25 protein-coding genes are annotated in these 26,389 nt (G+C 71.1%); 19 read left to right on the top strand and 6 right to left on the bottom strand.

Going from position 1 to position 26,389, the window contains the following annotated elements; genetic code table 11:
• The 3 genes from rpmF to mutM all read left to right on the top strand — a co-directional run bounded on the left by rpmF (position 1) and on the right by mutM (position 1,931).
• Positions 1–174 (top strand): 50S ribosomal protein L32, encoded by a 174-nt coding sequence (rpmF, locus tag ACH41F_RS28220; protein ID WP_007493396.1) that lies wholly within the window; start codon positions 1–3, stop codon positions 172–174.
• A gap of 19 nt (positions 175–193) precedes the next feature.
• Positions 194–988 carry a ribonuclease III gene (gene rnc / locus ACH41F_RS28215; protein WP_391232506.1) on the top strand — a complete coding sequence of 265 codons (795 nt, stop codon included), beginning with the start codon at positions 194–196 and terminating at the stop codon, positions 986–988.
• Between the two features lie 82 nt (positions 989–1,070).
• Entirely contained in the window at positions 1,071–1,931 is an 861-nt protein-coding gene (gene mutM, locus ACH41F_RS28210; RefSeq protein WP_391232505.1) for a bifunctional DNA-formamidopyrimidine glycosylase/DNA-(apurinic or apyrimidinic site) lyase, read from the top strand.
• Here the strand turns inward: mutM and ACH41F_RS28205 are convergent.
• Both ACH41F_RS28205 and ACH41F_RS28200 read right to left on the bottom strand, forming a co-directional pair.
• Positions 1,904–2,293 carry a winged helix-turn-helix transcriptional regulator gene (locus ACH41F_RS28205; protein ID WP_391232503.1) on the bottom strand — a complete coding sequence of 130 codons (390 nt, stop codon included), beginning with the start codon at positions 2,291–2,293 and terminating at the stop codon, positions 1,904–1,906. The genes mutM and ACH41F_RS28205 overlap by 28 nt on opposite strands.
• Positions 2,294–2,409: 116 nt before the next feature.
• Entirely contained in the window at positions 2,410–3,570 is a 1,161-nt protein-coding gene (locus tag ACH41F_RS28200) for a CAP domain-containing protein (RefSeq protein ID WP_398838014.1), read from the bottom strand.
• A 173-nt stretch (positions 3,571–3,743) separates the two neighbouring features.
• On the opposite strand from ACH41F_RS28200, the gene ACH41F_RS28195 reads away from it, so the two are divergent.
• From ACH41F_RS28195 to ACH41F_RS28180, 4 genes are all read left to right on the top strand, one after another.
• Complete coding sequence (locus ACH41F_RS28195; protein ID WP_391232500.1) at positions 3,744–4,025, top strand: acylphosphatase; 282 nt, start codon at positions 3,744–3,746, stop codon at positions 4,023–4,025.
• Positions 4,026–4,406: 381 nt separating this feature from the next.
• Positions 4,407–4,610, top strand: coding sequence for a hypothetical protein (locus ACH41F_RS28190; RefSeq protein ID WP_037649730.1), 204 nt, complete (start codon positions 4,407–4,409; stop codon positions 4,608–4,610).
• A 216-nt stretch (positions 4,611–4,826) separates the two neighbouring features.
• A complete protein-coding gene (gene smc, locus ACH41F_RS28185) occupies positions 4,827–8,414 on the top strand; it encodes a chromosome segregation protein SMC (RefSeq protein ID WP_398838011.1) in 3,588 nt (1,195 codons plus the stop codon).
• A gap of 162 nt (positions 8,415–8,576) precedes the next feature.
• Positions 8,577–9,998 carry a sugar porter family MFS transporter gene (locus tag ACH41F_RS28180; protein ID WP_391232498.1) on the top strand — a complete coding sequence of 474 codons (1,422 nt, stop codon included), beginning with the start codon at positions 8,577–8,579 and terminating at the stop codon, positions 9,996–9,998.
• A gap of 115 nt (positions 9,999–10,113) precedes the next feature.
• On the opposite strand, the gene ACH41F_RS28175 is transcribed toward ACH41F_RS28180, so the two are convergent.
• Positions 10,114–11,085: an LLM class flavin-dependent oxidoreductase gene (locus ACH41F_RS28175; RefSeq protein ID WP_391232497.1), complete on the bottom strand. Its 972-nt coding sequence runs from the start codon at positions 11,083–11,085 to the stop codon at positions 10,114–10,116.
• Positions 11,086–11,252: 167 nt separating this feature from the next.
• Between ACH41F_RS28175 and ftsY the strand changes: the two genes are divergently transcribed.
• Positions 11,253–12,440: a signal recognition particle-docking protein FtsY gene (ftsY, locus tag ACH41F_RS28170; RefSeq protein WP_398838009.1), complete on the top strand. Its 1,188-nt coding sequence runs from the start codon at positions 11,253–11,255 to the stop codon at positions 12,438–12,440.
• 86 nt (positions 12,441–12,526) lie between these two features.
• On the opposite strand, the gene ACH41F_RS28165 is transcribed toward ftsY, so the two are convergent.
• Entirely contained in the window at positions 12,527–13,192 is a 666-nt protein-coding gene (locus ACH41F_RS28165) for a bifunctional DNA primase/polymerase (protein WP_391232495.1), read from the bottom strand.
• 432 nt (positions 13,193–13,624) lie between these two features.
• Between ACH41F_RS28165 and ACH41F_RS28160 the strand changes: the two genes are divergently transcribed.
• From ACH41F_RS28160 to ffh, 5 genes are all read left to right on the top strand, one after another.
• The gene (locus tag ACH41F_RS28160; protein WP_398838008.1) at positions 13,625–15,112 is read left to right on the top strand and encodes a hypothetical protein; all 1,488 of its coding nucleotides are present in this window, start codon (positions 13,625–13,627) and stop codon (positions 15,110–15,112) included.
• Positions 15,113–15,425: 313 nt separating this feature from the next.
• Positions 15,426–16,766, top strand: coding sequence for an ammonium transporter (locus ACH41F_RS28155; protein WP_391232492.1), 1,341 nt, complete (start codon positions 15,426–15,428; stop codon positions 16,764–16,766).
• A complete protein-coding gene (locus tag ACH41F_RS28150; protein ID WP_003997576.1) occupies positions 16,763–17,101 on the top strand; it encodes a P-II family nitrogen regulator in 339 nt (112 codons plus the stop codon). Before ACH41F_RS28155 ends, ACH41F_RS28150 begins: the two co-directional genes overlap by 4 nt.
• Before the next feature lie 24 nt (positions 17,102–17,125).
• Positions 17,126–19,579 (top strand): [protein-PII] uridylyltransferase, encoded by a 2,454-nt coding sequence (locus ACH41F_RS28145; protein ID WP_391232491.1) that lies wholly within the window; start codon positions 17,126–17,128, stop codon positions 19,577–19,579.
• 83 nt (positions 19,580–19,662) lie between these two features.
• Positions 19,663–21,216, top strand: a complete 1,554-nt coding sequence (ffh, locus tag ACH41F_RS28140; RefSeq protein ID WP_391232490.1) for a signal recognition particle protein — start codon at positions 19,663–19,665, stop codon at positions 21,214–21,216.
• 99 nt (positions 21,217–21,315) lie between these two features.
• On the opposite strand, the gene ACH41F_RS28135 is transcribed toward ffh, so the two are convergent.
• Together ACH41F_RS28135 and ACH41F_RS28130 are read right to left on the bottom strand one after the other, a co-directional pair.
• The gene (locus ACH41F_RS28135) at positions 21,316–22,173 is read right to left on the bottom strand and encodes an SAM-dependent methyltransferase (RefSeq protein WP_391232489.1); all 858 of its coding nucleotides are present in this window, start codon (positions 22,171–22,173) and stop codon (positions 21,316–21,318) included.
• Between the two features lie 191 nt (positions 22,174–22,364).
• Positions 22,365–22,493 (bottom strand): hypothetical protein, encoded by a 129-nt coding sequence (locus ACH41F_RS28130; RefSeq protein ID WP_391232488.1) that lies wholly within the window; start codon positions 22,491–22,493, stop codon positions 22,365–22,367.
• A 375-nt stretch (positions 22,494–22,868) separates the two neighbouring features.
• Here ACH41F_RS28130 and ACH41F_RS28125 point away from each other — a divergent pair, with 375 nt between their 5' ends.
• From ACH41F_RS28125 to rplS, 6 genes are all read left to right on the top strand, one after another.
• Positions 22,869–23,465 (top strand): hypothetical protein, encoded by a 597-nt coding sequence (locus tag ACH41F_RS28125; RefSeq protein ID WP_127177749.1) that lies wholly within the window; start codon positions 22,869–22,871, stop codon positions 23,463–23,465.
• A gap of 264 nt (positions 23,466–23,729) precedes the next feature.
• Entirely contained in the window at positions 23,730–24,158 is a 429-nt protein-coding gene (gene rpsP, locus ACH41F_RS28120) for a 30S ribosomal protein S16 (protein WP_391232487.1), read from the top strand.
• 2 nt (positions 24,159–24,160) lie between these two features.
• The gene (locus ACH41F_RS28115) at positions 24,161–24,400 is read left to right on the top strand and encodes an RNA-binding protein (protein ID WP_003973401.1); all 240 of its coding nucleotides are present in this window, start codon (positions 24,161–24,163) and stop codon (positions 24,398–24,400) included.
• Between the two features lie 93 nt (positions 24,401–24,493).
• Entirely contained in the window at positions 24,494–25,036 is a 543-nt protein-coding gene (gene rimM, locus ACH41F_RS28110; protein ID WP_391232486.1) for a ribosome maturation factor RimM, read from the top strand.
• On the top strand, positions 25,036–25,869 hold the full coding sequence (trmD, locus tag ACH41F_RS28105) for a tRNA (guanosine(37)-N1)-methyltransferase TrmD (RefSeq protein ID WP_398838005.1): 834 nt from the start codon (positions 25,036–25,038) through the stop codon (positions 25,867–25,869). The genes rimM and trmD overlap by 1 nt, the downstream gene beginning before the upstream one ends.
• Positions 25,870–26,002: 133 nt before the next feature.
• A complete protein-coding gene (rplS, locus tag ACH41F_RS28100) occupies positions 26,003–26,353 on the top strand; it encodes a 50S ribosomal protein L19 (protein WP_013000407.1) in 351 nt (116 codons plus the stop codon).
• The last annotated feature ends 36 nt before the right edge of the window (positions 26,354–26,389 follow it).

Here is a 26,389-nt window from a genome sequence, read left to right as displayed (position 1 = left end):
GTGGCTGTTCCGAAGCGGAAGATGTCGCGCAGCAACACGCGCCACCGCCGGTCGCAGTGGAAGGCTGCGGTCCCCACCCTGGTTGCGTGCGAGCGCTGCCACGAGCCCAAGCTGCAGCACATCGCGTGCCCGTCTTGCGGCACCTATAACAAGCGCCAGGTCCTCGAGGTCTGAGCGGCTGGTGAGAGGCACTGTGTCCACTCCGAAGAAGAACTCTGCGGACAACACGGCCTCGTCCCACACGCTGTTGGAAGGGCGGCTCGGGTACCAACTCGAGTCCGCCCTTCTGGTGCGTGCGCTGACCCACCGGTCCTACGCGTACGAGAACGGCGGTCTGCCCACCAACGAGCGCCTGGAGTTCCTCGGGGACTCCGTGCTCGGCCTGGTGGTCACGGACACGCTGTATCGCACCCACCCCGACCTGCCCGAAGGCCAACTGGCCAAGTTGCGGGCCGCGGTGGTCAACTCTCGTGCGCTGGCGGAGGTCGGCCGCGGGCTGGACCTGGGCTCCTTCATCCGGCTCGGCCGCGGTGAAGAGGGCACGGGCGGCCGGGACAAGGCGTCCATCCTCGCCGACACCCTCGAAGCGGTGATCGGCGCGGTCTATCTCGACCAGGGTCTGGACGCGGCGGGCGAACTCGTCCACCGGCTCTTCGACCCCCTGATCGAGAAGTCCTCCAACCTCGGTGCCGGCCTGGACTGGAAGACCAGTCTCCAGGAACTCACCGCGACCGAAGGACTCGGCGTGCCCGAGTACCTGGTCTCGGAGACCGGCCCCGATCACGAGAAGACCTTCACTGCTGCCGCCCGCGTCGGAGGCGTCTCGTACGGCACCGGCACCGGCCGCAGCAAGAAGGAGGCGGAGCAGCAGGCCGCCGAGTCCGCCTGGCGCTCCATCCGGGCCGCGGCGGACGAGCGTGCCGAGGTGGCCGCAGCGAAGGCCGCCGAGGCCGAAGCCGGCGCCGACGAAGCGCCCGCCTCCGCCTGACAGCACAGCGCAGTACACCGAGCGCCCGTCCCGCACCGGGGCGGGCGCTCGGTTCATCCACCGGCTTGCCACAGGGGATCCGATGCCCGAGTTGCCCGAGGTCGAGGTCGTACGACGCGGTCTGGAGCGGTGGGTCGCCCACCGCGCGGTCGCCGCGGCCGAGGTGCTGCACCCGCGCGCCGTACGCCGTCACGTCGCCGGCGCCGACGACTTCACGCACCGCCTCAAGGGTCACCGCGTCGGTGTGCCGAGCCGCCGCGGCAAGTACCTGTGGCTGCCGCTCGAGGACACCAACCAGTCGGTCCTGGCGCACCTCGGCATGAGCGGGCAGCTTCTGGTCCAGCCGTGCGAGGCGCCCGACGAGAAGCATCTGCGGATCCGGGTGCGCTTCGCCGACGGCCTGGGCACCGAGCTCAGGTTCGTCGACCAACGCACCTTCGGCGGACTGTCGTTGCACGACAACACCGAGGACGGCCTGCCGGACGTCATCGCGCACATCGCCCGCGACCCCCTCGACCCGCTGTTCGACGACGAGGCCTTCCACCAGGCCCTGCGCCGCAAGCGCAGCACCATCAAACGGGCCCTGCTCGACCAGTCGTTGATCAGCGGAGTCGGCAACATCTACGCGGACGAGGCCCTTTGGCGCGCCCGTATCCACTACGAGCGCCCGACCGCCGGCTTCACCCGCCCGCGCACGGCGGAACTCCTGGGCCACGTAAGGGACGTGATGAACGCGGCCCTGTCGGTGGGCGGCACGAGTTTCGACAGCCTGTACGTCAACGTCAACGGGGAGTCGGGCTACTTCGACCGCTCGCTCGACGCGTACGGCCGCGAAGGGCTGCCCTGCAAGCGGTGCGCCACACCGATGCGCCGACGGCCCTGGATGAACCGGTCCAGCTACTTCTGCCCGACGTGTCAGCGGGCGCCGCGCGCCTCGTCGTAGCTCCTGCGGGCTTCGAGCACGTCGTCCATGCGGCCCTCGACGAAGTGGATCAGGCCGATCAGGCGCTCGGCGACACCGTGGCCGAGCGGGGTCAGTTCGTAGTCCACGCGGGGCGGGTTGGTGGGCTGGGCCTCGCGGTGCACCAGGCCGTCGCGCTCCAGCGCGTGCAGGGTCTGGGAGAGCATCTTCTCGCTGACGCCATCGACGCGTCGGCGCAGTTCGTTGAAGCGCAGGGACCCCTCGTACAGGGCGCCGAGCGTCAGCGCGCCCCAGCGTCCCGTCACATGCTCCAGCGTGCCGCGCGAGGGACAGGCCTTGGCGAACACGTCGTACGGGAGGGCGAGATCCTGCGTGGTGTCCATACCTCCAGCGTACGCGAACACAGCGCTCACCAGAAGGGAGCACTAACCGTGAGTTAGTGCTCCCTCGTGTGACCCTCGTGTGGACCTTGCTTGTCCCCCGCGTGTTCCTCGTGCGATCAGTACCCGAAGTCCTGGGTCCACCACGGGCCGCCCGGGCCGAAGTGCACGCCGACCCCCAGGGTCTGGAAGTCGCAGTTCAGGATGTTCGCCTTGTGGCCCGGGCTGTTCATCCAGGCCTCCATCACCGCGGCCGCGTCGGCCTGCCCCCGGGCTATGTTCTCGCCGCCGAGGCCGGTGATGCCCGCCGCCTCGGCGCGGTCCCAAGGGGTGTTGCCGCTGGGGTCGGTGTGGTCGAAGAAGCCCTGTGCGGCCATCGCGTCGCTGAAGTCCTCGGCGAGCTTGCCGAGCGCGCTGTTGGCGGCGACCGGGCTGCACCCGACCTTCGCCCGCTCCTCGTTCACCAGCTTCAGCACCTCGGCCTCGGCCTGTGCCTCCGCGGAGACCGTCACCGGGGCCTTGGTGTTCGCCGGTGCCTTGGTCGCCACGCGCGACGGCGCGGTCTCCGGCTTCTTGCTGGGCGTGGTCGACGGCTTCTTCGACGGCGTCTTGGTGGGCGCCGCCGTCGAGGGCGAGGGCGAGGCCGAGGTGGACGGCGTCGGGGAGGACGCGCGCTCGCCGGCGCGGCTGGCGGCCTCGTCGTCCCGGCCGTCGGCGGTGCCGGTGCTGTCGGCGCTGCCGGAGTTGCCGCCCTGCTCGGTCGCCGAGTTGGTCGGGGTGTCCGCCGCCTGCACCTTGTCGGCGTTGCCGCCGCCGAGCTGGTAGTTGTCGAGGCCGGGCACCACGCCCGTGGCCACCGCGACCGTGCCGATCGCGACCGCCGCGGAGACGCCGAGCAGACCGGTCCTGACCGGCGTCACGACCTTCTTGCGGCGCCTGCGGTGCGAGGATCCGCGCCGCGGGCCGTCGTCCGGCGAGAAGCCCTCGCTCGCGAACGCCACGGTCCCGGTCACCTGGGCGTACTCGTCGTCGGTCGCGTAGAGGTAGGCGTCGCTGCGGGCGGCGTGGGCCTCGGGGTTCAGATAGGGGGCGATGCCCATCGTGGGGTACTCGGTGTGCGGACCCCGGGCGTCGGCGTCGAAGTCGTACGAGAACTGCTGGTCCAAGCTGTACGAGTGCTGCGGGTCGTAGCCGCTCGGGTAAGAGCCGTCGGTCGGTACCCCTGTGGTGGCGCGGCCCGTGGCGGCGCGGCCGGCGGCGGAGCGTCGGTGGCGTCCCATGTGTCCTGGCCTTCCTCGTCCTGTGTGGCCGACTCGTCCCCAGCGGTCGGACCGAACTCACAAAACTCACACGATGGAGTGAGTTTCGTATGAGATTCATTGGCAGGGGACGGTACCGCATGGCGCCAGGGGAGGGAGAGTCCAGAGAGACATTGGTTGGTTAGGTTGCACTCATGAGCGAGGATGTGCGACTGGTTGCGTGGGTGCGAGGGCGTGTCCAAGGTGTGGGTTTCCGCTGGTTCACCCGGGCCAAGGCGTTGGAGCTCGGCGGGCTGAGTGGTTTTGCTCTCAATCTGGACGACGGACGGGTCCAGGTGGTCGCCGAGGGCCCCCGGCGGGGGTGTGAGGGACTGCTCGACTGGCTCCAGGGTGACGACACGCCCGGACGCGTGGACGGTGTCACCGAGATCTGGGACACACCCCGGGGCGGGTACGACGGCTTCGCCATCCGTTGAGTCGGTTCGGTAAAACGGGGCGGGTGGAAGCGGAGGGGCATGCCACGGGCACCTGCCTGAAGCAGAAAGCCCCAGGTGGTTGCCAAGAACGGCATTTCCTGGGAGGCTCCGCACTGAAGAATGATCGCTACGCCCTGAGGGCCCCGCAGGAGTCTCGGCGCCGCCGTTCCCGGCCGCGCGCACCCGGGTTGCCCGCCAATACAGGGCGTGATCGTGTTGACCGTCAAACTTTTTGGTGAGACGCTAAATACACCCCACGCACCTTAGCTGTTTGGCATGGTTGAACGGCAGTACAAACTCAACAGTGCCAAGCAACACGGGTGCCATCCCTCACGACCCACACCGCTTCGGTCGGTCACTCAGTGTGGAGGACCATCCATCATGGCAAAGGCGCTTCTCGGTTACGTCGGCGGCTCCGACCCGCGACTCATCGCCGAGATGCGACGGCTCCAGCAGCGTGTTCAGGACCTCGAATCCGAGCTCGTACGGATCCAGGCCGAGAACGACGCGCTCGCGGCTGCCGCTTCTCATGACTCGCTTCTGGAGAGCATCGACGCACACCAGGCGGAGCCTGCGCTCACCTGATCACTGCATCGCGCACGACACACGCAGTGGTTGGGCGGCCCGTATCAACCGCTAAGTTGTCAGAGTTGCAAGGGACGCTTCGGCGTCCCTTCTTTCTTTCCCCCGCGCTCCCTCACCCTCTATAACGTCTGATGTGCCCTGCGCGTTCATGGGTGAAACCGCGGGACACAGCGCGTTCATGGAGTGAGACAACCGCGCCGGGTAGAGTCCGGCGGCGTGCACCTCAAGGCCCTGACCCTCCGCGGGTTCAAGTCGTTCGCCTCGGCGACCACCCTCCGGTTCGAGCCGGGGATCACGTGCGTCGTCGGCCCGAACGGCTCGGGGAAGTCCAATGTCGTCGACGCCCTCAGCTGGGTCATGGGCGAGCAGGGCGCCAAGTCGCTGCGCGGCGGCAAGATGGAGGACGTCATCTTCGCCGGCACCACCGGGCGGCCCCCGCTGGGCCGGGCCGAGGTGTCGCTGACCATCGACAACTCCGACGGGGCGCTGCCCATCGAGTACGCCGAGGTCACCATCACGCGGATCATGTTCCGCAACGGCGGCAGCGAGTACCAGATCAACGGTGACACCTGCCGCCTGCTGGACATCCAGGACCTGCTGTCCGACTCCGGCATCGGCCGCGAGATGCACGTCATCGTCGGCCAGGGCCAGCTCGACTCCGTCCTGCACGCCGATCCGATGGGCCGCCGGGCCTTCATCGAAGAGGCCGCGGGTGTGCTCAAGCACCGCAAGCGCAAGGAGAAGGCCCTGCGCAAGCTGGACGCGATGCGGGCCAACCTCGCGCGCGTGCAGGACCTCAACGACGAACTCCGCCGGCAGCTCAAGCCCCTCGGCCGCCAGGCGGCGGTCGCCCGGCGGGCCGCCGTGATCCAGGCGGACCTGCGCGACGCGCGGCTGCGGCTGCTCGCCGACGACCTCGTACGGCTGCGCCAGGCGCTCAGGGCCGAGGTCGCCGACGAGGCCGCGCTGAAGGAGCGCAAGGACGCCGCCGAGCAGCAGCTGAAGAAGGCCCTCCAGCAGGAGGCCCTCCTCGAGGACGAGGTGCGCCGGCTGGCCCCGCGCCTCCAGCGCGCCCAGCAGACCTGGTACGAGCTCTCCCAGCTTGCCGAGCGGGTGCGCGGCACGGTCTCGCTGGCCGACGCGCGCGTGAAGAGCGCGACCTCGGCGCCCCCGGAGGAGCGCCGGGGCCGTGACCCCGAGGACATGGAGCGTGAGGCGGCCCGGATCCGGGAGCAGGAGGCCGAGCTGGAGGCGGCCCTGGAGGCTGCCGAGCGCGCCCTGGAGGACACGGTCGCCCACCGCGCCGAACTGGAGCGCTCGCTCGCCGACGAGGAACGGCGCCTGAAGGACGTCGCCCGCGCCATCGCCGACCGCCGTGAGGGCCTCGCCCGCCTCAGCGGCCAGGTCAACGCGGCCCGCTCCCGCGCCGCCTCCGCCCAGGCCGAGATCGACCGCCTGGCCGCCGCCCGGGACGAGGCACAGGAGCGCGCCGTCACCGCGCAGGAGGAGTACGAGGCTCTCCAGGCCGAGGTCGACGGCCTGGACGCGGGCGACGCCGAGCTCGCCGAACAGCACGACGCGGCGAGGGCGGCGCTGGCGGACGCGGAGGCGGCACTGACGGCCGCCCGGGAGGCCGCGACGACCGCGGAACGCAGACGCGCGGCGACGCGGGCCCGGCACGAGGCGCTGGCACTGGGGCTGCGCCGCAAGGACGGGACGGGGATACTGCTGGGCGCGAAGGACCGCCTCACCGGCCTGCTGGGCCCGGCGGCGGAGCTGCTGAGCGTGACCCCGGGCCACGAGGTGGCGCTGGCGGCGGCGTTCGGAGCGGCGGCGGACGCACTGGCGGTCACGTCACCCTCGGCCGCGGCGGACGCGATCCGCCTGCTGCGCAAGCAGGACGGTGGACGGGCCTCCCTCCTGCTGGCGGGCGGCCCCGAGGACGGGCCCGGGCGGGGTGCGGGCAGCCAGGCGACCGGCCCCGACGCCCCCGCGGACACCACGCGACGGTACGCGGCGGATCTCGTCCGCGGTCCTGCCGACCTCATGCCCGCCGTACGACGGCTGCTGCGAGGCATCGTCGTCGTCGCCACCCTGGAGGACGCCGAGGAACTGGTCTACTCCCACCCCCACCTCACCGCCGTCACCGCCGAGGGCGACCTCCTCGGCGCCCACTTCGCCCACGGCGGCTCCGCGGGTGCCCCGAGCCTCCTCGAGGTCCAGGCCTCCGTGGACGAGGCAGCCGCCGAGCTGGAGGAACTCGCGGTGCGGTGCGAGGAGTTGACCGAGGCCCAGCACGAGGCCCAGGAGCGGCGCACGCAGGCCGCCGCCCTCGTCGAGGAACTCGGGGAGCGCCGCCGTGCCGCCGACCGGGAGAAGTCGGCCGTGGCCCAGCGGCTCGGTCGCCTCGCCGGCCAGGCGCGGGGCGCCGCGGGGGAGGCCGAGCGGTCCACCGCGGCCGCCGCACGGGCGCAGGACGCGCTCGACAAGGCGCTCCAGGACGTCGAGGAACTCGCCGAACGTCTCGCCGTCGCCGAGGAGATGCCGGTCGAGGAGGAACCCGACACCTCCGTACGGGACCGTCTCGCCGCCGACGGCGCCAACGCCCGGCAGACCGAGATGGAGGCCCGGCTCCAGGTCCGTACGCACGAGGAGCGGGTCAAGGGGCTCGCCGGCCGGGCCGACTCCCTGGACCGCGCCGCCCGGGCGGAGCGCGACGCACGCGCGCGTGCCGAGCAGCGGCGGGCCCGGCTGCGCCATGAGGCCGCCGTCGCCGAGGCCGTCGCCTTGGGCGCCCGGCAGCTTCTCGCGCACGTCGAGGTGTCGCTCGGGCGGGCGCAGCAGGAGCGGGCCGCCGCCGAGGCCGCCAAGGCGCGCCGCGAGCAGGAGCTGACCGTGGCCCGCGGCACCGGGCGCGACCTCAAGGCCGAGCTGGACAAGCTCACCGACTCGGTGCACCGCGGTGAGGTGCTCGGCGCCGAGAAGCGGATGCGGATCGAGCAACTGGAGACCAAGGCGCTGGAGGAGTTGGGCGTCGAGCCGGCCGGGCTCGTCTCGGAGTACGGCCCGCACCAGCTCGTCCCGCCCTCCCCGCCCGCCGAGGGCGAGGAGCTGCCGGAGGACCCCGACCATCCGCGCAACCAGCCGAAGCCGTTCCACCGGGCCGAGCAGGAGAGGCGGCTCAAGGCGGCCGAGCGGGCGTATCAGCAGCTCGGGAAGGTCAACCCGCTCGCCCTCGAGGAGTTCGCGGCGCTGGAGGAGCGGCACCAGTTCCTCAGCGAGCAGCTGGAGGACCTGAAGAAGACCCGCGCCGACCTGCTCCAGGTGGTCAAGGAGGTCGACGAGCGGGTCGAGCAGGTCTTCACCGAGGCCTACCGCGACACCGCCCGGGAGTTCGAGGGCGTCTTCAGCCGGCTGTTCCCCGGGGGTGAGGGGCGGCTGATCCTCACCGACCCCGACAACATGCTCACCACCGGTGTCGACGTGGAGGCGCGTCCGCCGGGCAAGAAGGTCAAGCGGCTCAGCCTGCTCTCGGGTGGCGAGCGTTCCCTCACCGCCGTAGCGTTGCTGGTGTCGATCTTCAAGGCCCGGCCGAGTCCGTTCTACGTCATGGACGAGGTCGAGGCCGCGCTCGACGACACCAACCTGCAGCGACTGATCCGGATCATGCAGGAGCTTCAGGAGGCGTCCCAGCTCATCGTGATCACGCACCAGAAGCGGACCATGGAGGTGGCCGACGCGCTGTACGGCGTCTCCATGCAGGGCGACGGTGTCTCGAAGGTGATCAGCCAACGGCTGCGGTAGCGTCTACCCCTTTTCAATTTATTCAATCCTTGAACCCAAGCCCCTCACTGATGCCTGTTTTCTCACACCCCTCTCCCTGTTGACTTCATAACTTGAAGGCATAAGGTCTGCATCGTTGTTCTTGCCTTCAGGCAGCGTTGCCGATGGCCTTAGGAGTTGAACGTGACCAGCACAGCGCAACAGGCGCAGAAGTCAGGGGCCGGAGCGGCTCATCCCGAGCACCTCGGACATGTCATCTTCATCGCGGCGGCGGCCGCGATGGGCGGCTTCCTCTTCGGCTACGACAGCTCCGTGATCAACGGCGCCGTCGAGGCCATCCGGGACCGCTACGACATCGGCTCCGCGGCGCTGGCCCAGGTCATCGCCATCGCTCTGATCGGCTGCGCCATCGGCGCGGCGACCGCCGGACGGATCGCCGACCGCATCGGCCGTATCCGCTGCATGCAGATCTCGGCCGTGCTCTTCACGGTCAGCGCGGTGGGCTCGGCCCTGCCCTTCGCCCTGTGGGACCTCGCCTTCTGGCGCGTGGTCGGCGGCTTCGCCATCGGCATGGCCTCCGTGATCGGCCCCGCCTACATCGCGGAGGTCGCCCCGCCGGCCTACCGCGGTCGCCTCGGCTCCTTCCAGCAGGCCGCGATCGTCATCGGCATCGCGATCTCGCAGCTGGTCAACTGGGGCCTGCTGAACGCGGCCGACGGCGACCAGCGCGGCAAGCTGATGGGCCTGGAGGCCTGGCAGGTCATGCTCGGCGTCATGGTGGTCCCGGCCGTCCTGTACGGCCTGCTCTCCTTCGCGATCCCCGAGTCCCCGCGCTTTCTGATCTCCGTCGGCAAGCACGAGCGCGCCCGGCAGATCCTCAAGGAGGTCGAGGGCGAGACCGTGGACCTGGACGCCCGGGTCGGCGAGATCGAGCAGGCGATGAAGTCCGAGCACAAGTCGTCCTTCAAGGACCTGCTCGGCGGGAGCTTCTTCTTCAAGCCGATCGTCTGGATCGGTATCGGCCTGTCGGTCTTCCAGCAGTTCGTCGGCATCAACGTCGCGTTCTACTACTCCTCGACGCTGTGGCAGTCGGTCGGTGTGGACCCGACGGACTCGTTCTTCTACTCGTTCACCACGTCGATCGTGAACATCGTCGGCACCGTGATCGCCATGATCTTCGTGGACCGCGTCGGCCGTCGGCCGCTGGCCCTCGTCGGCTCGGTCGGCATGGTGATCGGTCTGGCGCTGGAGGCCTGGGCCTTCTCCTTCGACCTGGTCGACGGCAAGCTGCCGGCCGCGCAGGGCTGGACCGCCCTGATCGCCGCCCACGTCTTCGTCCTCTTCTTCGCCCTGTCCTGGGGTGTGGTCGTCTGGGTCTTCCTCGGCGAGATGTTCCCCAACCGCATCCGCGCCGCCGCCCTGGGCGTGGCCGCCTCCGCGCAGTGGATCGCCAACTGGGCCATCACCGCGAGCTTCCCGTCGCTGGCCGACTGGAACCTCTCCGCGACCTACGTGATCTACACGGTCTTCGCCGCGCTCTCCATCCCGTTCGTCCTGAAGTTCGTGAAGGAGACGAAGGGCAAGACGCTGGAGGAGATGGGCTGAGGCCCCCCCCGAACTCGGGGGGACGGGCCCATCCCCGCTGCCCTTCTCCCCGGATCCTGCCGCCGCCCCGGCTCGGCCACTGCCCGAGCCGGGGCGGCGGTGCGTCGCGGGCCGCTCAGCCCTTCAGCGCGGGCAGCACCTCCGTGGCGAAGAGCCTCAGGCTGCGCCACCCCTCCGCCACCGGCATCCCGCCCGCCAGCGGATGCAGGACGAGGTTGTCGAGCCCCTGGGCCAGGCACTGCTCCGGCGTGAGGATCCGGTACACGCCCTCCGCGCGCAGCTCCTCCACGCTGGTCGCCGCCGACCTCACGGCCGACCGGATGTCACCGGACTGCCAGGAGGCGTAGGTCCGGGCCTCGTGCAGGAAGTGCGGGCCGCAGGAGGCCCACGCCCGCTCCGGGTCCGCGGCGATGTGCAGCAGCGGCGTCTCGGCGGCGGGCATCATGGTCCAGCCCTCGGTGCCGTACTCCACCAGCCGCTCCTTGTAGTACGCCTCCAGCTCCGGCAGGTGCGCGCTGGGGAAGAAGGGCAGGCCGAGCCGGGCGGCCCGGCGTGCGGCGGCCCGGGAGGAGCCGCCGACCAGGAGCAGCGGGTGCGGGTCGGTGAAGGGGCGCGGGGTGACGCGTACCGTACGGCCGCGGTACGCGAACTCCTCGCCGGTCCACGCCTTGAGCAGGGTCTCCAGAAGCTCGTCCTGGAGCGCCCCGCGCCGCTTCCAGTCCACGTCGAACTGGGCGTACTCCTCGGGCCGGTAGCCGATCCCGGCGACCGTCACCAGCCGGCCGCCGCTGAGCAGGTCCAGTACGGCGATCTCCTCCGCCAGGCGCAGCGGGTCGTGCAGCGGGCCGATGACCGCGCTGACGGTGACCGCGAGACGCCGGGTCGCGCCGAAGACGGCCCCCGCGAAGGCGAACGGCGAGGGCAGCCAGTTGTTGGCGACGCCGTGGTGCTCCTCGGTCTGCACGGTGGTGATCCCGTGCTCGTCGGCGTACGCGGCCATCTCCAGGGCGGCCTGGTAGCGGGCGCGCAGGGAGCCGGGGGTCGCGTCGGGCTCGACGAGGTTGAAGCGTACGACCGTGACGGGCATGGGGGTCCCCCTTCAGTCGGTGGTGGGGGACGGTAGCTGACGGCGTGTCAGATGGCCATGCGCGCGGGTCTGCGCGAGCGCGGCCGGAGGGGCTTTTAGGGTGGTTTGTCCCTTCGGGGCACAGGTACGGGGTGCGGGCTGGACCCATGGCCGATACTGGACGGGTTATGGAAACCGTCATCCTTGCTGTAGTCATCGCCGTGGTCGTGCTCGGTGCGCTCGGCGGGCTCGTCGTCGGCAGCCGACGTAAGAAGCCGCTGCCCCCGCCGCCTCCCGCAGCGCCCGACATCACCGCCCCTCCGACCGAGCCGCACGTCGGCGACGAGGCCGAGACGCCTCGCGACGAACCGCGCCGGACCATAGAGGAGGTGGACCTCCCGGACGGCTCGGCCCCGGTCGTCGTCGAGGAACCTCCCGCCCTCGAGGTCCCCGAGCCCACCGCCGGACGGCTCGTCCGCCTGCGCGCGCGCCTCTCACGCTCCCAGAACGCCCTCGGCAAGGGGCTGCTCACGCTCCTGTCGCGCGAGCACCTCGACGAGGACACCTGGGAGGAGATCGAGGACATCCTCCTCACCGCCGACGTCGGCGTCGCCCCCACCCAGGAACTGGTCGACAGCCTGCGTGAGCGCGTGCGGGTGCTCGGCACCCGGACCCCCGCCGAGCTGCGCACCCTGCTGCGCGAGGAGCTCCTGAAGCTGGTCGGCACCGACTTCGACCGCACCGTGCGGACCGAGCCGGAGACCGGCAAGCCGGGCGTCGTGATGGTCGTCGGTGTCAACGGCACCGGCAAGACCACCACCACCGGCAAGCTCGCGCGCGTGCTCGTGGCCGACGGCCGGTCGGTCGTCCTCGGTGCCGCCGACACCTTCCGTGCCGCCGCGGCCGACCAGCTCCAGACCTGGGGCGACCGGGTCGGCGCCCACACCGTGCGCGGGCCCGAGGGCGGCGACCCGGCCTCCATCGCCTTCGACGCGGTGAAGGAGGGCAAGGAGGCCGGCGCCGACGTCGTGCTCATCGACACCGCCGGGCGGCTGCACACCAAGACCGGCCTCATGGACGAGCTCGGCAAGGTCAAGCGGGTCGTGGAGAAGCAGGCGCCGCTCGACGAGGTGCTGCTGGTGCTGGACGCCACGACCGGGCAGAACGGGCTAGTGCAGGCCCGCGTCTTCGCCGAGGTCGTCGCCATCAGCGGCATCGTGCTGACCAAGCTCGACGGCACCGCCAAGGGCGGCATCGTGATCGCGGTCCAGCGGGAGCTGGGGGTGCCGGTGAAGCTGGTGGGCCTCGGTGAGGGCGCCGACGACCTGGCGCCGTTCGAGCCGGAGGCGTTCGTCGACGCGCTGATCGGGGAGTAGGCGGTCGGCCAAGCGAAGAAGTGCCCGCCCCCACGGTGCAGTGGGGAGCGGGCACTTCGCCGTCCACGACAGGGCCGGTCGCGGCGCTAGGCCCGCGACCGGTGCGCCACGTAGGCCAGCGTGCCCAGCAGCAGGCGCGCCTCTGGCGGCTGGGTGGCCGAGTCGAGGGCCGGGGGTCGCAGCCACTGGACCGGGCCCAGGCCGCCCCGGTCCGAGGGCGGAGCCGTGATGTGGGTGCCGGGTCCGAGGCCGCGCAGGTCCAGGGAGGTGGGGTCGTCCCAGCCCATGCGGTAGAGCAGCGCGGGGAGTTCGGCGGCGGCGCCGGGGGCGACGAAGAAGTGGGCGCGGCCCTCGGGGGTGGCGGTGACCGGGCCGAGGGGGAGGCCCATGCGCTCCAGGCGGACCAGGGCGCGGCGCCCGGCGGGTTCGGCGACCTCGATCACGTCGAAGGCCCGGCCGACCGGGAGCATCACCGAGGCGCCGGGGAACTCGGCCCAGGCGCCGCTCACCTCGTCCAGCGTCGCCCCGGCGGGCACCTCGGGGGCGAAGTCCAGGGGATGCGCGCCCGGTGCCCGGCAGTCGGCCCGGCCGCAGGAGCAGGCGCCCGCCGCGGCCCGGGCGCCGGGGACCACGTCCCAGCCCCAGAGTCCGGTGAACTCGGCCACGGCGGTGCACTCCGACGAGCGGCCGCGGCGACGCGAGGAGGACCGGATGTCGCGGATGCCCCGACTGCTGCCGATCGTGAAGCCCATGCCCCCTCCAACGGGTCCGACGCACCGGTGGTTACGAGACGCGCACGGAAAGTGACCTGAGCGGTGTCGCGGCCCTCGCTCGGCGCTCCGGCGCACCCCGGGTGGTGCACCTGGCCGCGTGCGCCCCTGAGTGCACCGCTCCGCCCACTCCCGGCCGTCCTCTGTCAAGTGAATCGCGTGTGAGCGACGGTGAGTTCATTCGAAGGGGTGGCGAATGGTGGCGATTCCGGGATCGCCATGGCTGGAGGCGTGATCGTAGGATTACTGTGAGTGCACGAGGCCTGAGGGCACATGCACTTCGGGGTATGCCGGAGGCAAGTCGGTATCCCGTTCGAAGGGTGAGAACCAGCGGACGCGCGGCCGTATTTACCGGCATTCTGATAGGGCTTGGCGCACTCAGTGACAAGTGGTCTCAGGGATGGGGGCGTTCCAGTGAGCGGCAACGGCGAGAGCGTGACAGGCGCCGGCAGCGCGGCGAGCGGCGACAAGCGCCCCAACGAGCTGCTCACCTCGTGGTTCGTGCGCAGCGGCTGGTCCAAGGGCGAACTCGCCCGCCAAGTCAACCGCCGGGCCCGCCAGTTGGGGGCCAACCACATCTCCACGGACACGTCGCGCGTCCGCCGCTGGCTGGACGGCGAGAACCCCCGCGAACCGATCCCCAGGATCCTGTCGGAGCTGTTCTCCGAGCGGTTCGGCTGCGTGGTCTCCGTGGAGGACCTCGGCCTGCGCGCCGCCCGCCAGGCACCGTCCGTGTCCGGGGTGGACCTGCCCTGGACGGGCCCGCAGACCGTGGCCCTGCTCAGCGAGTTCTCGCGCAGCGACCTGATGCTGGCGCGGCGCGGCTTCCTCGGGACCTCGCTGGCCCTCTCCGCGGGCCCGTCCCTCATCGAGCCCATGCAGCGCTGGCTCGTGCCCTCCCAGGCCGCCCCGCCCCACGAGCCGGACCCCGGCTCCCGGCGCGGCGGCCGGCTCTCCAAGCCCGAGCTGGACCTCCTGGAGTCCACCACCGTGATGTTCCGGCAGTGGGACGCCCAGTGCGGCGGCGGACTGCGCCGCAAGGCGGTCGTCGGCCAGCTGCACGAGGTCACCGACCTCCTCCAGGAACCCCAGCCCGAGGCCACCACCCGCAGGCTGTTCAAGGTCGCCGCCGAGCTGGCCGAGCTCGCGGGCTGGATGTCGTACGACGTCGGGCTCCAGCCCACCGCGCAGAAGTACTTCGTGCTCGCCCTGCACGCCGCCAAGGAGGCCGGGGACAAGCCGCTCGGCTCGTACGTCCTGTCGAGCATGAGCCGCCAGATGATCCACCTCGGCCGGCCCGACGACGCCCTGGAGCTGATCCACCTCGCGCAGTACGGCAGCCGGGACTGCGCGAGCCCGCGGACCCAGTCGATGCTGTATGCGATGGAGGCCCGCGCCTACGCCAACATGGGACAGCCCGGCAAGTGCAAGCGCGCGGTTCGGATGGCCGAGGACACCTTCACCGACGCCGACGACTGGGACGAGCCGGACCCCGACTGGATCCGCTTCTTCTCCGAGGCCGAGCTCTACGGCGAGAACTCCCACTCCTACCGCGACCTGGCCTATGTCGCCGGTCGCAGCCCCACCTACGCCTCGCTGGCCGAGCCGCTGATGGAGCGGGCCGTGGAGCTGTTCGCCCGGGACACCGAGCACCAGCGGTCGTACGCGCTCAACCTGATCGGCATGGCCACCGTGCACCTGCTGCAACGCGAGCCGCGACAGAGCACCGTCCTCGTGGAACAGGCCATGCACATCGCCAAGAAGGTCCGCTCCGAGCGTGTGAACACTCGTATCCGAAAAACGGTCGACACGGCCGTACGCGATTTCGGTGACCTGGCCGAGGTCGTCGACCTGACCGACAAGCTCGCGGTGGAGCTGCCGGAGACCGCCGAGGCGGTCTGAATCCCCCGAACCCCGGCCGCGGCCGGCCCTCCCGAACTGCCCGACTCGGCTCCCCCATGCCAGGTCATCGGAAGGCCGACCGCGGCCGGTTTTCTTCCTTCATCGAAGGTTGCGCCACGATAACGATCGTCGCGGCCCATATCCGCCAGTTCATCGACGCGTAACACGCATGGCGCCTTCGTCACGGCGGCGAAACAACGAGGGGCTTCCACCGAAACCGCGCTGCGCCAATCTCATGGCGCATAACCGGCCCACCCCTCAATCCGCTCAGGCTTCGCCCGCACGGGGCCGTACCAACGACGAGGAGACGCCGATGGCACCAGCCATCACGATGGCGGCAGACGTAGAGCTGTCGCCCGCCAACACAGGCTTCATGCTCATCTGTTCCGCCCTGGTGCTGCTCATGACCCCGGGTCTGGCCTTCTTCTACGGGGGCATGGTCCGGGTCAAGAGCACCCTGAACATGCTGATGATGAGCTTCATCAGCATGGGGATCGTCACCATCCTGTGGGTGTTGTACGGCTTCTCCCTCGCCTTCGGCACCGACAAGGGCAGCCTCATCGGCTGGACGTCGGACTACGTCGGCCTCAGCGGCATCGACAAGGCCGACCTCTGGCTGCCGTACAACATCCCGGTGCTGGCCTTCATGGTCTTCCAGCTGATGTTCGCGATCATCACGCCCGCCCTGATAAGCGGTGCGCTGGCGGACCGGGTGAAGTTCTCCGCCTGGGCGCTGTTCATCGCGCTGTGGGCCACGATCGTCTACTTCCCCGTCGCCCACTGGGTCTGGGGCACCGGTGGCTGGGCCTTCGACCTGGGCGTGATCGACTTCGCCGGTGGTACGGCGGTGCACATCAACGCCGGTGCCGCGGCCCTCGGCGTGATCCTCGTCATCGGCAAGCGCGTCGGCTTCAAGAAGGACCCGATGCGCCCGCACAGCCTCCCGCTGGTCATGCTCGGCGCCGGTCTGCTGTGGTTCGGCTGGTTCGGCTTCAACGCCGGCTCGTGGCTCGGCAACGACGACGGCGTCGGCACGCTGATGTTCGTCAACACGCAGGTCGCCACCGCCGCCGCCATGCTGGCCTGGCTCATCTACGAGAAGATCCGCCACGGCGCGTTCACCACGCTGGGCGCCGCCTCCGGCGCGGTCGCGGGCCTCGTCGCCATCACTCCCGCCGGTGGCGCGGTCACCCCGATCGGCGCGATCTGCGTCGGCGCCATCGCCGGTGTCCTGTGCGCCATGGCCGTGGGCCTGAAGTACAAGTTCGGCTACGACGACTCGCTCGACGTCGTCGGCGTCCACCTCGTCGGCGGTATCGCCGGCTCGGTCCTGATCGGCTTCTTCGCCAGCGGCAAGGGCCAGTCCGAGGCGACCGGCGTCTTCTACGGCGACCACTCCTTCACCCAGCTGTGGAAGCAGCTCGCCGGTGTCGGCGGTGTCCTCGCCTACTCCCTGATCGCCTCCGCGATCCTCGCCTTCCTCCTCGACAAGACCATCGGCATGCGGGTCACCGAGGACGAGGAAGTGACCGGCATCGACCAGGCCGAGCACGCCGAGACCGCATACGACTTCAGCGGCGCCGGTGGCGGTGCCGCCAAGGCCACCGTCGGGGCCCCGGCCGCCGCGGGAGCGAGCAAGAAGGTGGACGCATGAAGCTCATCACCGCGGTCGTCAAGCCGCACCGGCTCGACGAGATCAAGGAAGCCCTCCAGGCCTTCGGGGTGCACGGCCTGACCGTCACCGAGGCGAGCGGCTACGGTCGTCAGCGGGGCCACACCGAGGTCTACCGCGGTGCCGAGTACACCGTCGACCTGGTCCCCAAGATCCGCATCGAGGTCCTCGCCGAGGACGACGACGCCGAGCAGCTGATCGACGTGATCGTCAAGGCCGCCCGCACCGGCAAGATCGGTGACGGCAAGGTCTGGTCCCTGCCGGTCGAGACGGCCGTAAGGGTCCGCACCGGCGAGCGCGGTCCCGACGCGCTCTGACAGAAGAAGAACAGGAGCTGCTGGGTGTCGAGTACGGACGTGCGTGAAGAAGCAGAGGACTCGGGACCCAGCGGTTACGCGGCGGCCCGGCTGCGCCTCCTCACCGAGGAGGCGCGGTCCGGGCCGCCGCGCCGTTCGGCCCTCTCCGAGCTGACGGACGACTGGCTGTCCGGGCTGTTCGACTCCGGCGCCCAGGGAGCACGTGGGGTCTCCCTGGTCGCCGTCGGCGGCTACGGCCGCGGAGAACTGTCCCCGCGCAGCGACCTGGACCTGCTCCTGCTGCACGACGGCGGCGACCCCGGCGCGGTCGCCACCCTGGCGGACCGCCTGTGGTACCCGGTCTGGGACCTGGGCCTCGCCCTCGACCACTCCGTGCGGACCCCGGCCGAGGCGCGCAAGACGGCCGGCGAGGACCTGAAGGTCCAGCTCGGTCTCCTGGACGCCCGACACCTCGCCGGTGACCTCGGGCTGACGGCCGGACTGCGCAGCGCCGTCCTCGCCGACTGGCGCAACCAGGCCCCCAAGCGCCTGCCCGAACTCCAGGAACTGTGCGCCGAGCGCGCCGAGCGCCAGGGCGAGTTGCAGTACCTGCTGGAGCCGGACCTGAAGGAGGCCCGCGGCGGACTGCGGGACGCCACCGCCCTGCGCGCCGTCGCCGCCTCCTGGCTGGCCGACGCCCCGCGCGAGGGCCTCGACGACGCCCGGCGCCGGCTGCTCGACGTCCGCGACGCGCTGCACCTGACCACCGGGCGCGCGACCGACCGGCTCGCGCTCCAGGAGCAGGACCAGGTCGCCGCCGAGCTCGGACTGCTCGACGCGGACACACTGCTGCGGCAGGTGTACGAGGCGGCGCGGGTCGTCTCGTACGCCAGTGACGTCACCTGGCGCGAAGTGGGACGCGTGCTCAGGTCGCGGGCCGTGCGGCCGCGGCTGCGCGCCATGCTGGGCGGCGGGAAGCCGGTCGGCGAGCGCTCGCCGCTGGCCGAGGGCGTGGTGGAGATGGACGGCGAGGTGGTGCTCGCCCGCGCCGCCCGCCCCGAGCGCGACCCCGTGCTGCCGTTGCGCGCCGCCGCGGCCGCCGCGCAGGCCGGACTGCCGCTCTCCCTGCACGCCGTACGGCGCATGGCGGCCCATGTGCGTCCCCTGCCCACGCCCTGGCCCGCCGAGGCGCGCGAGCAGCTCGTGACCCTGCTCGGCTCCGGCCAGCCGACGATCGACGTCTGGGAGGCACTGGAGGCGGAAGGGCTGATCACCCGGCTCCTGCCCGACTGGGAGCGGGTGCGCTGCCGGCCGCAGCGCAACGCCGTGCACATCTGGACCGTGGACCGGCACCTCATCGAGACGGCCGTCCGCGCCTCGGAGTTCACCCGCCGCGTCCACCGTCCCGACCTGCTGCTCGTCGCGGCGCTGCTGCACGACATCGGCAAGGGCTGGCCCGGCGACCACTCCGTGGCCGGCGAGATCATCGCCAAGGACGTGGCCGCCCGCATCGGCTTCGACCGCGAGGACGTGGCGGTGCTCGCCTGCCTCGTACGCCATCACCTGCTGCTGGTCGACACCGCCACCCGGCGCGATCTGGAGGACCCCGCCACGGTCCGCTCGGTCGCCGAGGCGGTCGGCTCGCAGGGCACCCTCGAACTGCTGCACGCCCTGACCGAGGCGGACGCGCTGGCCACCGGCCCCGCCGCCTGGTCGTCCTGGCGGGGTTCCCTCGTCGCCGACCTGGTCAAGCGGGTGGCGGCCGTGCTCGCCGGGGACGAGCCGGACGAGCCCGAGGCCGCCGCGCCCACCGCGGAGCAGGAACGGCTCGCCATCGAGGCCGCCGCGACGGGCAGCCCGGTGCTGTCGCTGCGCGCGCAGACCGAACCGCCGGCCGCCGCGGAGGACCAGTCGCCCGCGGACCCCGAGCCGCTGGGCGTGGAGCTGCTGATCGCCGTCCCCGACCAGCCGGGTGTGCTGCCCGCGGTGGCCGGGGTGCTCGCCATGCACCGGCTGACCGTCCGCACGGCCGAGCTGCGCGCCCAGGACCTGCCCGACGGTGTCGAGGGGGCGGTGCTGCTGCTGAACTGGCGGGTGGCGGCGGAGTACGGCTCCCTGCCGCAGGCCGCGCGGCTGCGCGCCGACCTCGTCCGGGCGCTGGACGGCTCGCTCGACATCGCGGGCCGCCTCGCCGAACGGGACGCGGCGTATCCGCGCCGCCGCGGTGTGATCCCGCCGGCCGCCCGTGTCTCGGTCCACCCGGCCGCCTCCCGCCTCGCCACGGTCATCGAGGTACGCGCCCAGGACGCCCCGGGGCTGCTGTTCCGGATCGGCCGGGCCCTGGAGGACGCGGGCGTGCGGGTGCGCAGCGCGCATGTGTCGACGCTGGGCGCCAACGCGGTGGACGCCTTCTACGTCACGAGCGACGGGAACGTGCCGCTGCCGTCACAGGAGGCGGCTTCCGTGGCCCGGAAGCTGGAGGAGGCGCTGCGAGGTTGAACGGGGATCCCGGCGACGTGTGCCGCCGGGATACCCTGGAGGGCGATTCCCAGCAGCCACCGACCCCGAGGACCGCGAGCGCCGTGTTCGATACTCTCTCCGATCGCCTCTCAGCGACTTTCAAGAACCTGCGCGGCAAGGGACGGCTCTCCGAGGCGGACATCGACGCCACCGCGCGCGAGATCCGCATCGCCCTCCTCGAAGCGGACGTGGCCCTGCCTGTCGTCCGGACGTTCATCAAGAACGTCAAGGAACGGGCGATGGGGGCCGAGGTCTCCAAGGCGCTGAACCCCGCCCAGCAGGTTCTGAAGATCGTCAACGACGAGCTCGTCACCATCCTCGGTGGCGAGACCCGGCGCCTGCGGTTCGCCAAGCAGCCGCCCACCGTGATCATGCTGGCGGGTCTGCAGGGTGCCGGTAAGACCACCCTCGCGGGCAAGCTCGGCCGCTGGCTGAAGGAGCAGGGGCACTCCCCGCTCCTCGTCGCGGCCGACCTCCAGCGCCCGAACGCCGTGAACCAGCTCAGCGTCGTGGCCGACCGCGCCGGCGTGGCCGTCTACGCCCCGGAGCCGGGCAACGGCGTCGGGGACCCGGTCAAGGTCGCCAAGGACTCCATCGAGCACGCGAAGTCCAAGGTCCACGACATCGTCATCGTCGACACCGCCGGCCGCCTCGGCATCGACCAGGAGATGATGCAGCAGGCCGCGGACATCCGGGACGCGGTCTCCCCGGACGAGATCCTCTTCGTCGTCGACGCGATGATCGGCCAGGACGCGGTCAACACCGCCGAGGCCTTCCGCGACGGTGTCGGCTTCGACGGCGTGGTGCTCTCCAAGCTCGACGGTGACGCCCGCGGTGGTGCCGCCCTGTCGATCCGGCAGATCACCGGCAAGCCGATCATGTTCGCGTCGAACGGCGAGAAGCTCGACGACTTCGACGCCTTCCACCCGGACCGGATGGCCTCCCGCATCCTCGACATGGGTGACCTGCTCACCCTGATCGAGCAGGCGGAGAAGACCTTCGACCAGGCCGAAGCCCAGAAGATGGCCGAGAAGCTGGCCTCCAAGAAGGGCCAGGACTTCACCCTCGACGACTTCCTGGCCCAGATGGAGCAGGTCAGGAAGATGGGCAGCATCTCCAAGCTGCTCGGCATGCTCCCGGGCATGGGCCAGATCAAGGACCAGATCAACAACATCGACGAGCGGGACGTCGACCGCACGGCCGCGATCATCAAGTCGATGACCCCGGCCGAGCGCCAGGAGCCGACGATCATCAACGGCTCCCGTCGCGCCCGTATCGCCAAGGGTTCCGGCGTCGACGTCAGCGCGGTCAAGAACCTCGTCGAGCGGTTCTTCGAGGCCCGCAAGATGATGTCCCGCATGGCCCAGGGCGGCGGCATGCCCGGCATGCCGGGGATCCCGGGCATGGGCGGCGGCCCCGGCCGCGCCAAGAAGCAGCCGAAGAAGGCCAAGGGCAAGCAGCGCTCCGGCAACCCGATGAAGCGCAAGCAGCAGGAGCAGGAGGAGGCCGCGCGCCGGGCCGCCGCGGCTCAGGGCGGCAACGCCTTCGGCGTCCCGGGCCAGCAGGTCCCGCAGGACTTCGAACTGCCGGACGAGTTCAAGAAGTTCATGGGCTGACGGCCCTCCGGCCCGGCCCGGTCCACGCCCTTGGGGGCGCCCCTCTTCGCAGGGGCGCCCCCAAGGGCGTTTGCGCGCGGCTGCCTCCGCAGGCCCTCCTCAGGGCACGCGTGCGATCAGGTACCGGAACACGTTCGGCATCCACACCGTCCCGTCCCGGCGCTGGTGCGGGTGCAGGGCCTCCGTCACCTCCTTGTCCACCTGCGCCTGGTCCGTGGCGGATATCGCCGCGTCGAACAGGCCCGTCGACAGCAGCCCCCGCAGGGCGCTGTCGAGGTCGGCGTAGCCGAAGGGGCAGGCGACCCGGCCGGAGCCGTCCGGCTTCAGACCGGCCCGCTGGGCGACCTCCTCCAGGTCGTCACGGCGGGCGGGGCGCCAACTGCCCGCGCTGCGCAGCGGGTCCGCCAGCTTCGTGGCCACCCGCAGCACGGACGACGTGGCGCACCGTTCCGGTGGACCCCAGCCGGCGAGCACCACGGGCGCCCCCGGCTCGACGAGCGGCGTCGCGGCGGCGAGGAGCCCGGCGAGCCCCTCCGAGTCGCCCGCGAGACACCCGATGGGCTCGAAAGCGGTCACCAGGGTGTACGCGGGCGTCTCCGCGCCGGCCGCGTCCCCGGGCTGACCGTCGATGAGCCGGGTGTCCGCGGGCGCGCGCGTGCCCCGCGCCTCGGTCAGCAACCGCTCCCGCGCGAGGGTGACCCGCTCGGGGAACGAGGAGTCGACACCGGTGACCGCGGCACCTCGGGACGCCGCCATCAGCAGGGCCAGCCCGCTGCCGCAGCCGAGGCCCAACAGCCGGGTGCCGGAACCGACTTCGAGTCGCTCGTAGACGGTCTCGTAGAGCGGGACCAGCATCCGCTCCTGGATCTCGGACCAGTCACGCGCGCGTGCCCGCCGGTCCACACGGGGTGACGCTCCCGCACGGGTCGGGTGCTGCCGCACGAGCGTAGGTGTCATCGAAAGCGCCCCAATCAGACGAGAGTTACCGCTGTACCCGTTTCCATGGCCCCCGTGATGTGCGCTCGCACTTCCCCCGTATGCCAGATAACTCCGCACTCGAGCGCGCGTCCAGGGTCTGTGGGGTCCGGCTTGAGGGATCCGTGGGCCCGGGGCGAGATTTCACGTCCCGGCAACCTGGGCCCGTACGATCACGGCGTGGCGAGGTCACCCTCGGGGGCCTCGTCCTCGTGGGCAAGGGCGCCGGGGCGGATTCGGCCAAGGTCGTCACCGGCGCGGGCCGGGCGGGCGCCCGTGCCGTCCTCGGGGGAAGAAGGCAAGGCCAGGGGGTCGAGGGCGGCAGGACCGTACGGTGTCTGGTCGCGGGGGCGGGGCGGTCGCGGGAGGCGATCGGGGGAGCGGTAATGTCGCGGTCGTCGCGAGCGCTTACCGAGGCAGTGCCCTTCCGGTGGGAGAGCGACCGAAACGCCCCTTGCGCATGCGCGGACCACAGCCGCCCCGGGGGCGCGTACGGCGTCTACGCGCCGGGGCGTATATCGGACTACGTACCGCCTTGGTATGAGCTGTGAGGCTTCTCCGCAGATCAGCGCACCCGCCCTCGTCAGGACGCATCAGCGGCAACTGACGGGTACGTGCAAATTATTTGGGATGCCCCGGAATAGGAACACAGGGGCACCCACGCTCGTTGTCATTACGTGAGCACGACACAGACACCACCTGTTCTCGCCGCCGAGCTGGCGCAGGCGTGGGCCGACATTCAGCGGTACCACCCCGAGCTGCCCGACCTCGCCGCGCCCGAGTCCCTGATCGGAGAGTCGTCGTCCGCGTGCGGGCACGAACTCTCCTTCGAGCGACTGCTCCATGAGGCAGTCCATGGGATCGCCGCCGCGCGCGGCGTCCGTGACACCTCCCGCGCCGGCCGCTACCACAACCGCAGATTCCTCGCGATCGCCGAGGAACTGGGCCTGGACCACCCCGAGGAGCCACATCCCAGCAGCGGTTTCTCGTTGGTCACGCTCAACCCCGAGGCCAAGCGCCGTTACCGCCCGACCATCGAGCGGCTCCAGCGCGCCCTGAAGGCCCACACCGCGGCCACCTCCTCCGACACGGCCCGCTCCTTCCGCGGCCCGGCCGCACGCCACGGCTCCTCCGGCGGCGGCGTACGCGTGAAGGCGGTCTGCGACTGCGGGCGCAATGTGCGCGTCGTGCCGTCGGTCCTGGCGCAGGCGCCCATCGTCTGCGGCGGCTGCGGCAAGCCGTTCCGGATTCCCGAGGTCGTCGGAGCGGCTTAGCCACGACCGGTGGAGTCCCGGCATCTCGTGGGTGCCGGACGACGCCCGGGGCACCCTGCACCGCCGGGTGCCCCTCAGGCGTGCCTCCCCGCGGCCCGGGTCGGACGCGACCCGCGGGGTGTGGCACAATGGCTAGCTGTACTCGACAGTCGCACAGGACCCCTCTCTCCTCCGGCTGACGCGTCCATCGGGCACTCGGGTACCGCAACCCCACGCGGCAATCTGCCGTGCCCAATCACGTCAAAACCAGGAGAACCCACTCCAGTGGCAGTCAAGATCAAGCTGAAGCGTCTGGGCAAGATCCGTTCGCCTCACTACCGCATCGTCGTCGCCGACTCCCGCACCCGTCGTGACGGCCGTGCGATCGAGGAGATCGGCCTGTACCACCCGGTGCAGAACCCCTCGCGCATCGAGGTCGACTCGGAGCGCGCGCAGTACTGGCTGGGTGTCGGCGCGCAGCCGACCGAGCCCGTCCTCGCCATCCTGAAGCTGACCGGCGACTGGCAGAAGTTCAAGGGCGAGCCCGCCCCGGCTCCGCTGCTCCAGCCGGCTCCGAAGGCCGCGCGTCCGTCGTTCGAGGCTCTCGGCGGCGACGACGAGGGCAAGGGTGAGGCCATCACCCAGAAGAAGAAGGCTGAGAAGAAGGACGAGGCCGCGGCCGAGTCCTCTTCGTCTGAGTCGACCGAGGCCTGAGCATGCTCGAGGAGGCTCTCGAGCACCTCGTGAAGGGCATCGTCGACAACCCTGACGATGTGCAGGTCGCTTCCCGCAACCTGCGCCGCGGGCGTGTGCTCGAGGTCCGGGTCCACCCGGACGACCTCGGCAAGGTGATCGGTCGCAACGGCCGCACCGCACGCGCTCTGCGTACCGTCGTAGGCGCCATCGGCGGCCGTGGTGTCCGCGTCGACCTGGTCGACGTCGATCACGTCCGCTGACGCCGCACGCAGCACCGGCTCGGGCCGGGGAGGGCCTCTGGGCCGTCCCCGGCCCGTAGTCGTACTCAACCGTCGTCCAGGAGATCAAGCACAGTGCAGCTGGTAGTCGCTCGCATCGGCCGTGCCCACGGCATCAAGGGCGAGGTCACCGTCGAGGTCCGCACCGACGAGCCGGAGCTGCGGCTCGGCCCCGGCGCCGTCCTGTTCACGGACCCCGCCGCCACGGGCCCCCTCACCATCGAGAGCGGCCGCGTCCACAGCGGCCGCCTCCTCCTGCGCTTCGAGGGCGTCCATGACCGGACCGCCGCCGAGGCGCTGCGCAACACCCTGCTGATCGCCGAGGTGGACCCGGAGGAGCTGCCGGAGGAGGAGGACGAGTACTACGACCACCAGCTGATGGACCTCGACGTCGTCACCGCGGACGGCGTGGTCGTGGGCCGGATCACCGAGATCTCGCACCTGCCCTCGCAGGACCTCTTCATCGTGGAGCGGCCCGACGGCAGCGAGGTGATGATCCCGTTCGTGGCGGAGATCGTCAGCGAGATCGACCTGGAGGAGCAGCGGGCGGTCATCACCCCGCCGCCCGGTCTGATCGACGACCAGGCCGAGATCGCCTCGTCCCGGGACGAGGCGTGATGCGCCTCGACGTCGTCACGATCTTCCCCGAGTACCTGGACCCGCTGAACGTCTCCCTCGTCGGCAAGGCGCGCGCCCGTGGACAGCTCGACGTCCAGGTGCACGACCTGCGCGCGTGGACGTACGACCGCCACAACACCGTCGACGACACCCCGTACGGCGGCGGGCCCGGCATGGTCATGAAGACCGAGCCCTGGGGGGAAGCGCTGGACGACGTGCTGGCCCAGGGGTACGAGGCCGGCGCCGCCCGGCCCGCCCTGATCGTCCCCACCCCCAGCGGCCGTCCCTTCACCCAGGAACTCGCCGTGGAGTTCTCCGAACGCCCCTGGCTGATCTTCACGCCGGCCCGCTACGAGGGCATCGACCGCCGGGTCGTCGACGAGTACGCGACCCGGATGCCGGTCTACGAGGTCTCCATCGGCGACTACGTCCTCGCCGGCGGTGAGGCCGCCGTCCTGGTCGTCACGGAGGCCGTGGCGCGGCTGCTGCCGGGCGTCCTGGGCAACGCCGAGTCCCACCGGGACGACTCCTTCGCGCCCGGCGCGATGGCGAACCTCCTGGAGGGCCCCGTCTACACCAAGCCGCCCGCCTGGCGCGGCCGGGAGATCCCCCAGACGCTGCTCAGCGGCCACCACGGCAAGATCGCCCGCTGGCGCCGGGACGAGGCGCTCAAGCGCACCACGGTCCACCGGCCCGACCTCATCGAGCGCTGCGACCCCAAGGCCTTCGACAAGAAGGACCGCGAGGTGCTCTCCATCCTGGGCTGGGCGCCCGATCCGGCGGGGGAGCCGTACGGCCGATTTTGGCGTCGGGTGGACGGCGTGGAAGAATAGGTCGCTGTTGTGCGTAGTCCGGCGTGCGCCCCTGCCACAGGGGGACACGACGCCCGTCCCGACACGGACAGCATCCTCCGATACACCTAGCTCCCGCCTATGACCTGTGGCATGGGTGAAGAAAGCAGACGACATGTCTCACCTTCTCGACTCCGTCGACTCCGCGTCGCTGCGCAGCGACATCCCGGCGTTCCGCCCGGGTGACACCGTCAACGTCCACGTCCGCGTCATCGAGGGCAACCGCTCCCGTGTGCAGCAGTTCAAGGGCGTAGTCATCCGTCGCCAGGGTGCCGGTGTCCGCGAGACCTTCACGGTCCGCAAGGTCTCGTTCTCCGTCGGCGTCGAGCGCACCTTCCCGGTGCACACCCCGATCGTCGAGAAGATCGAGCTCGTCACCCGCGGTGACGTGCGTCGCGCCAAGCTCTACTACCTGCGCGAGCTGCGTGGTAAGGCCGCGAAGATCAAGGAGAAGCGCGACAACTGATCGCGCGTTCGGGAGTTCACAGAGGGGCCGGATAGC

The organism is Streptomyces sp. NPDC020489, assembly GCF_044386545.1.
Classification (GTDB): Bacteria; Actinomycetota; Actinomycetes; order Streptomycetales; family Streptomycetaceae; genus Streptomyces.
Note: the sequence above shows the minus strand (reverse complement) of the source record. Positions and strands in the feature narration are given on the sequence as shown.

Excerpts from the sequence above, each read along its gene's own strand:
- ACH41F_RS28190 (WP_037649730.1), top strand. The coding sequence starts at position 4,407 with ATGGCAAAGGCGCTTCTCGGTTACGTCGGCGGCTCCGACCCGCGACTC.
- ACH41F_RS28150 (WP_003997576.1), top strand. The coding sequence starts at position 16,763 with ATGAAGCTCATCACCGCGGTCGTCAAGCCGCACCGGCTCGACGAGATC.
- ACH41F_RS28165 (WP_391232495.1), bottom strand. The coding sequence starts at position 13,192 with ATGGGCTTCACGATCGGCAGCAGTCGGGGCATCCGCGACATCCGGTCC.
- mutM (WP_391232505.1), top strand. The coding sequence starts at position 1,071 with ATGCCCGAGTTGCCCGAGGTCGAGGTCGTACGACGCGGTCTGGAGCGG.
- ACH41F_RS28155 (WP_391232492.1), top strand. The coding sequence starts at position 15,426 with ATGGCACCAGCCATCACGATGGCGGCAGACGTAGAGCTGTCGCCCGCC.
- rplS (WP_013000407.1), top strand. The coding sequence starts at position 26,003 with ATGTCTCACCTTCTCGACTCCGTCGACTCCGCGTCGCTGCGCAGCGAC.
- ACH41F_RS28135 (WP_391232489.1), bottom strand. The coding sequence starts at position 22,173 with ATGACACCTACGCTCGTGCGGCAGCACCCGACCCGTGCGGGAGCGTCA.
- ACH41F_RS28175 (WP_391232497.1), bottom strand. The coding sequence starts at position 11,085 with ATGCCCGTCACGGTCGTACGCTTCAACCTCGTCGAGCCCGACGCGACC.
- trmD (WP_398838005.1), top strand. The coding sequence starts at position 25,036 with ATGCGCCTCGACGTCGTCACGATCTTCCCCGAGTACCTGGACCCGCTG.
- ACH41F_RS28200 (WP_398838014.1), bottom strand. The coding sequence starts at position 3,570 with ATGGGACGCCACCGACGCTCCGCCGCCGGCCGCGCCGCCACGGGCCGC.
- ACH41F_RS28205 (WP_391232503.1), bottom strand. The coding sequence starts at position 2,293 with ATGGACACCACGCAGGATCTCGCCCTCCCGTACGACGTGTTCGCCAAG.
- ACH41F_RS28115 (WP_003973401.1), top strand. The coding sequence starts at position 24,161 with ATGCTCGAGGAGGCTCTCGAGCACCTCGTGAAGGGCATCGTCGACAAC.
- ftsY (WP_398838009.1), top strand. The coding sequence starts at position 11,253 with ATGGAAACCGTCATCCTTGCTGTAGTCATCGCCGTGGTCGTGCTCGGT.
- ACH41F_RS28195 (WP_391232500.1), top strand. The coding sequence starts at position 3,744 with ATGAGCGAGGATGTGCGACTGGTTGCGTGGGTGCGAGGGCGTGTCCAA.